8 protein-coding genes are annotated in these 12729 nt (G+C 58.7%); 5 read left to right on the top strand and 3 right to left on the bottom strand.

The features are described 5' to 3' along the window. Window positions 1–31 precede the first annotated feature (31 nt). Window positions 32–1096 (bottom strand): UDP-glucose--hexose-1-phosphate uridylyltransferase, encoded by a 1065-nt coding sequence (locus tag H8B14_RS07985; RefSeq protein WP_187315087.1) that lies wholly within the window; start codon window positions 1094–1096, stop codon window positions 32–34. A 19-nt stretch (window positions 1097–1115) separates the two neighbouring features. Then, on the bottom strand, window positions 1116–2291 hold the full coding sequence (galK, locus tag H8B14_RS07990; RefSeq protein WP_187315088.1) for a galactokinase: 1176 nt from the start codon (window positions 2289–2291) through the stop codon (window positions 1116–1118). 435 nt (window positions 2292–2726) lie between these two features. Between galK and H8B14_RS07995 the strand changes: the two genes are divergently transcribed. The 4 genes from H8B14_RS07995 (at window position 2727) to galB (ending at window position 11002) form a co-directional block, all read left to right on the top strand. Next, the gene (locus tag H8B14_RS07995) at window positions 2727–5321 is read left to right on the top strand and encodes a membrane or secreted protein (RefSeq protein ID WP_187315089.1); all 2595 of its coding nucleotides are present in this window, start codon (window positions 2727–2729) and stop codon (window positions 5319–5321) included. A gap of 46 nt (window positions 5322–5367) precedes the next feature. Then, entirely contained in the window at window positions 5368–7113 is a 1746-nt protein-coding gene (locus H8B14_RS08000) for a glycosyl hydrolase 53 family protein (protein ID WP_187315090.1), read from the top strand. 50 nt (window positions 7114–7163) lie between these two features. After that, window positions 7164–8285 carry a T9SS type A sorting domain-containing protein gene (locus tag H8B14_RS08005; protein WP_187315091.1) on the top strand — a complete coding sequence of 374 codons (1122 nt, stop codon included), beginning with the start codon at window positions 7164–7166 and terminating at the stop codon, window positions 8283–8285. A 251-nt stretch (window positions 8286–8536) separates the two neighbouring features. Further along, window positions 8537–11002, top strand: a complete 2466-nt coding sequence (galB, locus tag H8B14_RS08010) for a beta-galactosidase GalB (RefSeq protein WP_187315092.1) — start codon at window positions 8537–8539, stop codon at window positions 11000–11002. Window positions 11003–11769: 767 nt separating this feature from the next. Here galB and H8B14_RS08015 read toward each other — a convergent pair. Continuing rightward, window positions 11770–12195 (bottom strand): helix-turn-helix domain-containing protein, encoded by a 426-nt coding sequence (locus H8B14_RS08015; RefSeq protein WP_187315093.1) that lies wholly within the window; start codon window positions 12193–12195, stop codon window positions 11770–11772. Window positions 12196–12307: 112 nt separating this feature from the next. Here H8B14_RS08015 and H8B14_RS08020 point away from each other — a divergent pair, with 112 nt between their 5' ends. Beyond that, window positions 12308–12568, top strand: coding sequence for a hypothetical protein (locus H8B14_RS08020; protein ID WP_187315094.1), 261 nt, complete (start codon window positions 12308–12310; stop codon window positions 12566–12568). Window positions 12569–12729: the final 161 nt, after the last annotated feature.

Raw genomic sequence — 12729 nt, forward strand, 5'->3', positions numbered from 1 at the left:
AGGCCGAGCAGGCAGGATAAATCATCCTGAACTAGTTGGCAGGAGCTGTTTTGTAATGTGTTTCCGGCTGGCTGCGCAGGCGTTCGGCGGCCCACTCTGGCGTGATGTCGCGCTGGGCATTGGCCAGCAGCTCGTAGCCTACCATAAACTTGCGCACTGTGGCCGAGCGCAGCAGCGGCGGGAAAAAGTGCATATGCAGGTGCCACTCCGGGTACGCCGGCCCATCGGTGGGGCGCTGGTGCAGGCCCGCCGAGTACGGAAACGAGGTCTGAAACAGGTTGTCGTAGCGAATGGTAAGACGGCGAAGAGCGTCAGCAAAGGCACCTTTCTCAGCGTCGGTGAGCTGGGTGAGGTCCTGCACGGCGCGGCGCGGCAGCAGCAGCGTTTCGAAAGGCCAGCTGGCCCAAAATGGCACCAGCGCCACCCAATGGTCGTTTTCCAGTACCACGCGGCTTTGGTCGGCTAGCTCCAGCGCCAGGTAGTCGGTGAGCAGAGTGCGGCTGTGCTCCTGGAAATATGCCAGCTGCTGCTGGCTTTCCTTGGCTGGCTCGCCGGGCACGGTGCGCTGCGCCCAGATCTGGCCGTGCGGGTGCGGATTTGAGCAGCCCATTACGGCACCCTTGTTCTCGAAAATCTGCACGTAGCCGATGTCCTCGCGCGCCCCGAGCGTCTGATACTCCTCGGTCCAGATATCTACCACCCGGCGCAGCTCAGTAGTGCTCATTTCCGGCAGCGTCAGGTCGTGGCGCGGCGAAAAGCAAATCACGCGGCCTACCCCGGTTTCGGCCTCGGCCCGCAGCAAGCCACCCTGGTTGATGGAACCGGCCGGCGTGTCGTCGCGCAGGGCCGCGAAGTCGTTATCGAAGACGTAGGTGCCAGTGTAGGCGGGATTCTGGTCGCCGCTGGCGCGCGTGTTGCCGGGGCAGAGGTAACAGGTAGGGTCGTAGGCGGGGCGGGTAGCCGTATCGGGCGCTTCCTGCTGGCCCTGCCAGGGCCGTAGCGCCCGGTGCGGCGACACCAGCAGCCATTCGCCGTTCAGAGCATTGTAGCGGCGGTGCGGCTGCCGGGCCAGATCGAAGGAGGCGTGTTCAGACATGAAGCTCAGCGCTAGAAAATCAGATAATGGTTGGCGCCGGATGCACCACCGAAACTCCACCCACAATAGTGGTTTGATAGGTTTCCAGGGGCCGGCCCACATGCTGCTCATAAGCGGCAGCAGTGCTGGCAATAAACTCTGGCACGGCAGCAGCCGGCAGCAGATTGATGGTGCAGCCCCCAAAGCCGCCGCCCATCATGCGGGAGCCTAGTACCGCCGGATTGGCCTGCGCAATCTGCACCAGCACATCCAGTTCGGCGCAGCTTACCTGATAGTCGTCGCGCAGGCCCGCGTGGGAAGCATACATCTGCTGACCGAAGGCCACCATGTCGCCGGCGGCCAGGTGCTGGCAGGCCTCTATCACCCGCTGATTTTCCTGCACTACGTAGCGGCAGCGGCGGTACACCACGTCACCCAGCTCCTGTTGGTGCTGGGCTAGCTGCTCCAGCGTCGCGTCGCGCAAGCTCAGCACCTGCGGGTAGTATTGGTTGAGCACGGCCACGCCTCGCTCGCACTCCTGGCGGCGCGTGTTGTACTCTGAGCTGGCCAGGCTATGCTTCACGCCCGAGTTGCACAGTACCAAGTGGTACGCCGTTGAGTCGAACGGAAAATACTGATAGTCCAGCGAGCGGCAGTCCAGGCGCACTACCTGCCCGGGTTGCCCAAACAAGCTGGCAAACTGATCCATGATGCCGCATTGCACGCCGGCAAACTCATGCTCGGCCAGCTGGCTGATGCGGGCCAGCTCCAGGCCACTCAGGTTAAGGTGCAGCAGCTCGTTGAGGGCAAAGGCCAAACCACATTCCAGCGCCGCCGATGACGACATTCCCGCACCCATAGGTATGTTGCCCCCAAATACGCAGTCGAATCCGGGTACTGCCACGCCCCGGCGCTGCAGCTGGGCCACCACGCCGGCCAGATAGTTGGCCCACAAAACATTACCGGGCTGCATTGGCTCGCCGGCAAGCTGCAATTCGTGAGCTTCTCCTTTGTCCAGTGAAAACAAACGCGCTTTACTTAGGCCGTTCAGACCCACCGCATACACGATTTCCTTATTGATAGCCGCCGGCAGTACAAAGCCGTTGTTGTAGTCGGTGTGCTCACCAATGAGGTTCACCCGGCCCGGGGCCCTGACCAGCAACGGCGCATAGCCGTAGCGCTGCTGAAAGAAATCGTGGGATTTTTGCGCCAACATAAAGCGGTAGGGAAGGTGTAGGAACAGGAAAGCAGTCTGGCTAGGCAGGTAGGGCTACAAATCTATGCAATCGATTGCAAAGACAAAATGAAATTGTAGAAATTTAGTTGGGAGCTCTGCTGCTTGTCAAGCTCTGCCGTTTTGCGCTGTGTTTCACTTTACTTAATAACTAATTCAGGCTTTGGTGCAAGGTAATAGCAGGCAGCTATGGGTTCAAGGGTTGATACCTAGTACAAGGAACTGCTGCCAGACTACTTAATGTAATAGACTGTTTGCCATAGGATTAAATAATTATTGCTTTTAGAATTAGTTGGATATTGAGAGGATGATCTATATTTATGCAATCGTTTGCAATAATGCTACCAAGCTGACAGTAAACGCTTATGCCTGCCTGCTCCTTTGCCTGACGCCTTCCCACCCCGATCTGGTTGCTGTATGCCCTGTGCTATTAGCCGTTTTATTTGTGTTTTCGCGCTGGTGCTAAATGCCTGGGCTGCTTCTGCCCAGCAGAAGTCGGCCAGTGCCCAGCTACCCGCTGGTGATGTGTACATTGATGGCCAGGGCGTGCTGCGCTGGCAGCAGACCAAGCAGGAGGTAGCGCTGTTTGGCGTGAATTATACGGCCCCATTTGCTCATGCCTATCGGGCGCACTTAGCAGTAGGAGCCGACGTTGAAAAAGCCATTGCGCAGGACGTGTATCATCTGTCCCGCTTGGGCGTGGATGCGTTCCGGGTGCACGTGTGGGATGTGGAGATTACCGATACGCTCGGTAATCTGCAGGCCAACGAGCATCTGCGGCTGCTCGATTATCTGATTGCGCAACTCAAGCAGCGCGGCATCAAAATCGTGCTGACGCCCATTGCGTACTGGAACAATGGCTACCCCGAGCCCGACACGGGCACCGGCTTCTCCAGCATCTACTCAAAAGTGCAGGCCTACACCAATCCCCGGGCAATTCGGGCGCAGGAAAACTATCTCACGCAGTTTCTTAACCACCGCAACCCCTATACCCAGCAACTCAACCGCCAGGACCCCGATATTATTGCTTACGAGGTCTGCAATGAGCCCAAATACCGCAAGCCGGAAGCGGAGGTAACGGCCTTTGCCAACCGGATGGTGGCCGCCATGCGTGCTACCGGCTACCGCAAGCCTATCTTCTACAACATTGCCGAAAACCCCGACGTGGCCGAGGCCATCCTGGATGCCAAGGTCGATGGCCTCACGTTCCAATGGTATCCGGCCGGGCTGGTGAGCGGGCACACGATGCGTGGCAATCTGCTGCCCTACGTGGATCAGTACCCGATTCCGTTTCGCCATGACCCGCGGTTTCAACGCCGTGCCAAGCTGATCTATGAGTTTGAGTCGGCGGATATTATGCAGCCGGTGATGTATCCGTTTATGGCCCGCAGCTTTCGGGAGGCCGGTTTCCAGTGGGCTACGCAGTTTGCCTACGACCCCCTGGCTATTGCGTTTGCCAACACCGAGTATCAGACGCACTACCTCAACTTGGCGTACACGCCCGCCAAAGCCATTAGCTTGCTGATTGCGGGCAACGTATTTCGGCAGGTAAAGCGGGGACAAAGCTTCGGGCGCTACCCTGCCGATTCGACGTTTGACGCCTTCCGGATCAGCTACCGCGAAGGGTTGAGCGAGATGAATACCGAGGGAGCATTTTTTTACACTTCCTCTACGCAATCGATTGCAAAGCGTGTGTCGCGTCTGCATCGACTGGCGGGCGTCGGCAGCTCGCCGCTGGTACAATATGGTGGCACTGGCGCCTACTTCCTCGACCGTTTGGCCCCGGGCGTGTGGCGCCTGGAAGTGCTGCCCGACGCCGTATCGATTCAGGACCCATTCGAGAAAACTTCCCTGAAAAAGCCTGTTACCCAGATTCTGTGGAACGACCAGCCGCTTCGCCTGCTGCTGCCTGACCTGGGGGCAAAATACAGCTTGCGGGGCCTGAACGAAGGTAACACTGCGCAAGCCCAGGCCACTGATGGCCGCCTGACTGTGCGGCCGGGCGTATACATCGTGGCGGCGGCCGGCAAAAACACCAGCGCCTGGACTGCCGACTCCCGGCTGGGGACGCTTCGGCTAGGCGAATTTGTGGCGCCACCGCCTACAGCTCTTGGGCCGCAGGCCCGGCACACGTCCGTAGCGCAGGCAACGGCCGGCCAGCCGCTCACCATCCGGGCTACGCTTACGGGCGTGGAGGCGGCGGATAGTGTTTATCTCATTGCCCAGCACTACTACGGCCGAACCCAGGTGCTGCCCATGCGCCGGCCCGACTATGCCACCGTGGAAGCAATGGTGCCGGCGGAACTCACCTACGCCGGCCTGCTGCGCTACTGGATTTCGCTGAAAAAACCGGGCCGCCAGCTGACATTTCCGGGAGGCTATTCCGGCTCGCCGCGCGACTGGGACTACTTTTCGCGGGAGCACTGGCAAGTGCCCTTGGTAGCCTCAAAAACGCCGCTCTTCCTGTTTAAAGCCGATACCGATCAGGAGCGGATAGAAGCCCGCGCCTTAAGCCACAATAGCTGGACAGACTACATAACCACCGAAACGGCCGGGGTGGCTCTGCGCTTTGTGCAGTCTGCGGCCAGCCCAACAGCGGCCGCGCCCGAAACCGGGCCGGCTGCCAGCTTGCGCGCCTACTACGCCGACCGCCTGCTGGGCCGCGCCACTGATCTGGCCGGTTTTCGGGAAGTGGTGGTGCGGGCCCGGGCCAGCCAGCCGGTAGGGGCCCGGCTGGTGCTGGCCACCAAGGATGCCGCAGCTTTTGCGGCGACGGTAGCGCTAAGTGCGCAAATGAGCGAGGTGCGCATTCCGCTGACGGCTTTTCAGGCCAGCGCGCTGCTACTCAGCCCCAGGCCGTATCCGGGCTTTTTGCCGCTGCAGTTTCAGGCAACCAGGGCGAAGGCGCTGAAGCTGGCCGATACGGAAGTGTTGCAGCTCTTGCTGGACCCTGCAGCCCCGCTGGGTGCTGCGCCGCTCCAGGTTGATATCGAGTCCATTTATCTGCAATAGCTGCTGGTATGCTGTCTTTTTTACTTGCTTCTCACCGGAAAGAACAATGAAAAACAACCTTCTACTCTGCTTTCTAGTGCTCCTGCTGAGCGCCGCTGGCGCAGATGTACGGGCGCAGGCCGTACCGTTTGCAAAAGGTGCTGATGTGGGCTGGCTGACGGAAATGGAAGCCGCAGGCCGCCTGTTTTATAATGCTGCTGGAACGCAGCAAGACCTGCTGCCGATTCTGTGGGGCTATGACATGAACACTATTCGGCTGCGGGTGTGGGTGAACCCGGCAGGCGGCTGGAATGGTAAGAACGATGTAGTAGCCAAGGCCATTCGGGCCCGCAACCAGGGCTTCCGGCTGATGATTGACTTTCATTACAGCGACAGTTGGGCCGACCCGGGCCAGCAAACCAAACCCGCCGCCTGGCGCACACTCGCGTTCAATGAGCTCAAGCAGGCCCTCTACAACCACACCTACGACGTGCTGGACAGCCTGAAAGACAACGGTATTGTGCCCGAGTGGGTGCAGGTAGGCAACGAAACCAACGACGGCATGCTGTGGCCCGAAGGCCGCCGCAGCACCAACCCGCAGAATTTCGCGGCGCTGATTGACCAGGGCTACGCCGCTGTGAAGGCCGTGAACCCAACCTCCAAGGTTATCGTGCACATTTCCAATGGCTTCAACAACGGCTACTTCCGCAACGTGTTTGATGGCTTGGCGGTAAATGGCGCCCGCTACGACGTCATCGGCATGTCGCTGTACCCGACTACGGCCAACTGGCCCACGCTTACGGCGCAATGCCAGGCCAACATGAACGACATGGTGAGCCGCTACCCAGGCAAAGAGGTGATGATAGTGGAAACCGGAATGCCCGCCAACGCACCCATTCCGACCCGGCAGATGCTGCTGGATCTGATGGCCAAAGTCCGGGCTGTGCCCAATAACAAGGGCTTGGGCGTGCTGTATTGGGAGCCGCAGGCCTACAACTGGCAAGGCTACAGCCTGGGTGCCTGGGGCAACAATGGGCAACCTACGGTGGCGATGGATGCCTTCCGCAATTCGCCACCTTCGGAGGGCTTGGTGGTGAATCCGGGCTTCGAGTACACAGCTGCCACCCAAACCCCGCTGGGCTGGAGCACAGATGCCCCCGATGCCACCGCCGATTTCACCCAGAACTACGGCCGCAGCAGCTTATACCAGCTCACTCACCAAAAAGCTGCGCCGTATCAGGTGCGCACCTACCAGGTGCTGACAGCTGTTCCAAATGGAACCTACACGCTTCGGGCTTGGGTGCAGAGCAGTGGTGGGCAGAGCGTATGCCAACTGTACGCCAATAGCTTCGGCGGTACAGAACGCAACATAGCCGTTCCGGTTAGTCCCACTGACTGGGTGCAGGTGCAGGTGGCTGGTATAATGGTTACAAATGGACAATGCGAAATTGGGCTGCGCTCCAATGCCAGCACCAACGACTTCTGCGCCCTCGACGACGTGGAATTTGTGTTAAGCCAGGTAGCCTCAGTAGGCCAGAAGGGAAGCATCAATCCGCTTGGCGTGCAGGTATTCCCGAATCCGCTCAGCGGCGCTGGTAGCGTCCGGTACACCTTGCCCCGCGCCGAGACCGTGCAGATTGCTTTGTACAGCCTGACCGGCCAGCGCGTGCAGGAATTGATGCCTGCTCGCCAGCTTTCCGCTGGCTTGCACACGCTGCCGCTGGACCTGGGCAGTACGTTGGCGCCGGGTAGCTATTTGCTGCGCATCACGCACGGTGGGCAGCAGAGCATCCAGAAAATCATCAAGTTCTAATACTGCCCTGATACGGCTTTTTCCTACTTCCCACCATTCATTTCTTACCCATGAAAAACCTATTCTCTCTCATTGCCACAGGCTGTCTGGCTGGTGCCTCGCTAAGCGCCCAAGCCCAGTTTACAATTGACGGACGTGCTTCCGCCGCGGAAATTGGCACCGGCATCGGTAAGTACCAGCTGGCAGGCACCTACACCGGCAACCACCTGGATGCTGACCGCGGCCTGAAAGCCATGTATGTCGGCTACACAGCTACCACACTCAATATCATGGTGGTAGGCTCGGCTGAAGCAGCGGATGCCACTACCACGTTTGGTTACCGTGCCTTGGTGCTGTACCTCAATACGCCGGCCCGCGCAGGCGTACCGGCCGGCGTGGAGCTGGTAGGTAGCAGCGACGGACAGTCGCCGCTGAAACACCGCCCAACCATGGACATGCAGGTTGACTATGGCTTCCGGACTTCGGTAGGCTCGGCTGCGGCTACGGCCAGCGACGTGTACTTCAGTGCCGTGTCTTACGTGACGGGTACGAGCGTAGCGGCTGGCACCGACCCCTACATCGGGCAGGGCAGCAAGGCTGGGGCAGTAGTGACGGCCGCGGCGGCCGCCACGGTATTGCCTGGCACGCGCCTCAGCTATTTCAACACCGCTAACCTGACGGCCAACACCACGAATGCCGGCTTTGAAATCGAAATTCCGCTGTCGGCGCTGGGTGGCACGGCCCTCACCGCAGGCAGCCGCCTCGACCTGATGGCGGCCTTCACGGATTCTAATGGTGATTTCTTCTCGGAGGTAATTCCGCAAATAGCCGGCCGCACCACTGCGCTGGGCATCGACCCTAACTTCACTACAATTGCCGGCACGCAGTCGGTGGCGTTTGTGCTGGGCACGGGTGTACTGGCTACACGCAACGAAACGGCCGCCGCGCTGAACTTCGATGTGTATCCGAACCCTGCGCAGGCCGGGGCCACTATTTCCTACCGGGTGCCCACCGGGCAGCAGCCAGTTTCGCTGGCCGTATACAATGCCATGGGCCAGATGGTGCGCTCCGTGGCCAACGAAGTGCAGGCCGGTAATCAGCAGTTTCCACTCGGCAAGCTAGCCGCTGGGGCTTACCTGGTGAAGCTGCAGATCGGCGACCAGCTCACCAGCCGGAAAGTGGTAGTGCAGTAAACTGCCGCATCAACTGACGCCTCGGTACGGCATAAGTGCCCCCGATGCCAGCAACGAATCGTGCTCCAGCCTTGTGCTGGAAAGTTTGCAGCCGGCTTCTCTGCCTGAGTGGGAGAAGCCGGCTGCTAGTGCGAAGGGCCAGTGCGTCAACTTAGAGTCTGGATACCGCAACCAGTTGCCCACCCGACGCTTTATTCCCTGTTCTTTCAAAACGCAACTTACACCTGCTGTCCGTTCCCAATTCTCTTCTCATGCGCTTTCCATCCTTTTTCTTCTCCCTGCTGAGCGCCCTGTGCTGGTTGTTGCTCACTGGAGCTAATCCGGCGGCGGCCCAGGTCCGGCAGGAAATCTTACTGACCACCGACTGGAAATTCAGCAAAGGCGACATGCCCAATGCGGCAGCGCCGGAGTTTAACGACGCCCAGTGGCAAACCGTGCGCGTGCCCCACGACTGGGCCATTTATGGCCCTTTCGATGGCAACAACGACTTGCAGGAAGTGAAAATCGAGCAGAACCAGGAGCAGAAAGCCACTCTAAAAGCCGGCCGCACCGGCGGGCTGCCCTTCATCGGTACGGGCTGGTACCGGCGGCGTCTGGCGGTGCCGGGCTTCGGGCCGGGCAAGCGGGCGGTGCTGCTCTTTGATGGCGCCATGAGCAACGCGCACGTATTTGTGAACGGCCGCGAGGTAGGCCACTGGCCCTACGGCTACAACTCGTTTTCCTTTGACATCACCAGCTTTCTGAAACCAACCGGCTCCGACAACGTGCTGGCCGTGCGCCTGCAAAACCAACCCGAAGCCTCACGCTGGTACCCCGGCGCCGGCCTCTACCGCAACGTGCACCTTATCGTGACCGACGAAGTGCACATTTCGGTGTGGGGCACCTACCTGACTACGCCCGAAATCAGCGCCACCCAGGCTACCGTGCAGCTGCGCACGCAGGTTGCCGGGGCCGGTACGGCCTCCAATCTGCGGCTGGAAACCGAAATCCGCGACGCGGCCGGCCGGGTTCTGACTACCACTTCCACGCCGCTGGCGGCGGGTGCGGCAGCCGTGGAGCAGCGCCTGCTGGTGGCTTCTCCTAAATTATGGTCGCCGGAAACACCGGTGCTCTACACGGCTTCGTCGAAGCTTTTTGCCGGTGAAACGCTGAAGGACACCTACGTGACGCGCTTCGGGATTCGCTCTTTCAAATTCGAGGCAAACAAAGGCTTCTCGCTGAACGGGCAGCCCCGCAAGTTCCGGGGCGTGTGCAACCACCACGACCTGGGCCCGTTAGGTGCGGCCGTGAACGTGGCCGCATTGCGTCGCCAGCTTACCCTGCTCAAAGATTTGGGCGCCGATGCCATCCGCACCACCCACAACATGCCGGCGCCGGAGCTGGTGAGCCTGGCCGACGAAATGGGCTTCATGCTGATTCTGGAGTCGTTTGACGAGTGGAAAAAGCCCAAGGTGAAAAACGGCTACAGCCAGTATTTCGATGAGTGGGCCGAGAAAGACCTGGTGAATATGGTGCACCGCGACTGGAACCACCCGTCCGTAATTATGTGGAGCATCGGCAACGAAGTGCCCGACCAGTGGGCGCCGGGCGGCGTGGCCATTGCCCAGCGCCTCCAGGACATCGTGCACCGCGAGGACCCCACGCGCCCCGTTACGGCCGGCATGGACCAGTTTGATGCCGTTGTGAAAAATGGTTTCGCCGCGTTGCTCGACGTGCCTGGTTTCAATTACAAGCCCAGCCGCTACCCCGAGGCCCGAGCCAAGCTGCCCCAGGCGTTAATGCTGGGCTCTGAAACGGCTTCTACCGTGAGCAGCCGGGGCGTGTACAAGTTTCCGGTGGAACTGGCCAAGCAGAAGAAATACCCCGACAACCAGTCGTCGTCCTACGATCTGGAATCGTGCGTATGGTCGCAGACGCCCGACGAGGAATTTGTGATGCAGGATTCGCTGAACTACGTGCTGGGTGAGTTCGTCTGGACCGGGTTCGACTATCTGGGCGAGCCCACGCCGTATGATGAAGCCTGGCCGTCGCACAGCTCGTATTTCGGGATTCTGGATTTGGCGGGCCTGCCTAAAGACCGGTTCTACCTGTACCGGGCCCGCTGGAACCCCACGCCCACGCTGCACCTGTTGCCCCACTGGACCTGGCCCGGCCGCGAAAACCAGACCACGCCCGTGTTCTGCTACACCAATTACCCTGAGGCCGAGCTGTTCGTGAATGGCCAGAGCCAGGGCCGCCGCCGCAAAACCACCACTGGCAGCCTGCAGGCCCGCTACCGCCTGATGTGGAACGACGTGAAATACGCGCCCGGCACGCTGAAAGTAGTGGCCTACGATGCAGCCGGTAAGCCCGTAGCTACCGAGGAAGTGCACACCGCCGGCGCACCTCACCACATCCGCCTAACTACTGACCACGCTACCCTCCGCGCCGATGGTGAGGACCTGGCTTATGTGACGGCCCGCGTAGAAGACGCCAAAGGCAACCTCTGCCCCGAAGCTACCAATCAGCTGCAGTTTGCGGTGCGCGGTGCCGGTCAGTTTCGGGCCGCAGCCAACGGCAACGCCGCCAGCTTGGAGCTCTTCCATGAACCGCAAATGAAGGCGTTCCAAGGCCAACTCGTGGTGCTGGTGCAAGCCACTGATAAAGCCGGCAAGGCACGGCTGCAAGTCAGCAGCCCCGGCCTGAAAAGCGCTGTAGTAACTCTAAAGGTGAAATAGGGTTGGTAATACCAGCATAATTACAGGGCTAATAGTACCGCCGAGCAGAGTACTTGTAAGTGAGAAAACCACGAGGGCTAGCCTATATAGGGCTGGCCTTTGTGCGTTAGGCAGTTTTAGGATCTGTTACGCTACGCCCAAATCAACCTGCAGGAACGTAGCCGGCTTTGCGCCTAGTGCATCAGCGCACTTCGAGCACCAAACCCGAGCCCGGCATTGGCCTGACTTGAATGCTAGATACCGATTCCCAGGGCCACCGCCGGATGTCTCACAATGGCAACTCCATTGGCTACAACACCCGGCTGGTGCTTTAACCAGAAATAGCTGCAGCAGTGGCGCTGGTCAATAAAAATTCCAGCCAGGAACGTTTCAATGAGTTGGGAATACGACTTATCCGCAGCCTACCGCAGCCGATGGTAGTAGGTCGTAAATTCAGTAGCCACGTTGCCAATCCATGACAGGGTAGTTTCTTTTTAACTAAACTTATTTATTGTGTTAATTTTTCGTGAAGTATTAAAATAACTCATAAACTGAAAAAGGCCCTAAAAACTCCATTTGCGAACAAATTGGGAGCTTTTAGGGCCTTCCGTCAGTAATTCTTAGTACCCAGAGCCGGGTTGCTAGTCGGCGCTGAGTATCAGCAAGAAAGACGGCAATGGGTAAACAAATGCGGGCCTTACTAGAAAAACCGCAGTCTTATGGGCCGCTCCGCTACGGGGCGGCCCTTCTTGTTGCACGGCAGCGCAACGAACGTGGGGAAATACACCTTAGGCAACTTGCTTGCTATAGCGCTTCAACATTTCGATGTGCTGTTGCTGTAGAACAATCATTGCCCGCTGCAACTGGATGAGTTCAGCCTGACACGCAGGAAGCGTATTCGGGACTTCACCTAGGACCGGCAGTTGATAACTCGCGAACTGATCACCTGGGAAAGCGCCAAAAGGCGAGGGAAATTGTGAGAAAACCTCCTTTAAAGCGGGAGCCTCGGTCACAAAATCATACTCTACATACTTGGCAATCTTACGCCAGAGGTCAATAGGCAGTACTGCGCGACTCAAATAATTGGTCACAGTATTCGGGTGAACTCCCAACAGATCAGCCAAGAGGTTCTTTTTAAAGCCCGTTGCGTTGAGAGCTTTTCCCAGGATTTCGCCGTGGTGCGCCATACCCCAAAGCTCCCGGTAAACACTCATAAAATGTTGTGAGTTAATGTGAATAGTTTATTGACTTTGTCACAATAGTTGTGATACTTTGTGGCAATAGTAAGGGTAGTTTTTCGAAAACATACACGCGCATTAGTATTTTATGGAACAAACCGAGGATAGAATTAGACCTATCAAGGAAAACCTCTTTCAGGTTACCATTGATCGGCTGGTAGGCGAAGCCCGGGATTCCTCCCTGAGAGAGTCTATCAAGCGCCGAATCTGTAGCGAGTTGGGAATTACCAAGCGCTACACGATGCTGTTGAACAATACGCTCCAGCCTTCGATGAAGGATCTGCTGACCTTTTCCCAGGTACTGGGCGTGCCGATGGATTCGCTCATCGTGCTGGAGAAGGCGGTATGAGTAACACCACCAGAACGCTCGCCCAAGGGGCCGAACTGGCTCAACATCGCCTGATTCGTGCAATGGTCTTGCTACTTGTGGTAGCCATGCTGAATACTTGCGCCGCTACCCACCCCGACCAGTATGGTCTGCATGAGCCGGGGCAGCCCCAACGCGTTGCC

This window comes from Hymenobacter puniceus (genome assembly GCF_014333525.1).
Classification (GTDB): Bacteria; Bacteroidota; Bacteroidia; order Cytophagales; family Hymenobacteraceae; genus Hymenobacter.

What these genes read in the sequence shown, in the direction of transcription:
- H8B14_RS07995 (WP_187315089.1), top strand. Translation starts at nt 2,727, where the DNA reads ATGCCCTGTGCTATTAGCCGTTTTATTTGTGTTTTCGCGCTGGTGCTA.
- H8B14_RS08005 (WP_187315091.1), top strand. Translation starts at nt 7,164, where the DNA reads ATGAAAAACCTATTCTCTCTCATTGCCACAGGCTGTCTGGCTGGTGCC.
- galB (WP_187315092.1), top strand. Translation starts at nt 8,537, where the DNA reads ATGCGCTTTCCATCCTTTTTCTTCTCCCTGCTGAGCGCCCTGTGCTGG.
- H8B14_RS08015 (WP_187315093.1), bottom strand. Translation starts at nt 12,195, where the DNA reads ATGAGTGTTTACCGGGAGCTTTGGGGTATGGCGCACCACGGCGAAATC.
- galK (WP_187315088.1), bottom strand. Translation starts at nt 2,291, where the DNA reads ATGTTGGCGCAAAAATCCCACGATTTCTTTCAGCAGCGCTACGGCTAT.
- H8B14_RS08000 (WP_187315090.1), top strand. Translation starts at nt 5,368, where the DNA reads ATGAAAAACAACCTTCTACTCTGCTTTCTAGTGCTCCTGCTGAGCGCC.
- H8B14_RS07985 (WP_187315087.1), bottom strand. Translation starts at nt 1,096, where the DNA reads ATGTCTGAACACGCCTCCTTCGATCTGGCCCGGCAGCCGCACCGCCGC.
- H8B14_RS08020 (WP_187315094.1), top strand. Translation starts at nt 12,308, where the DNA reads ATGGAACAAACCGAGGATAGAATTAGACCTATCAAGGAAAACCTCTTT.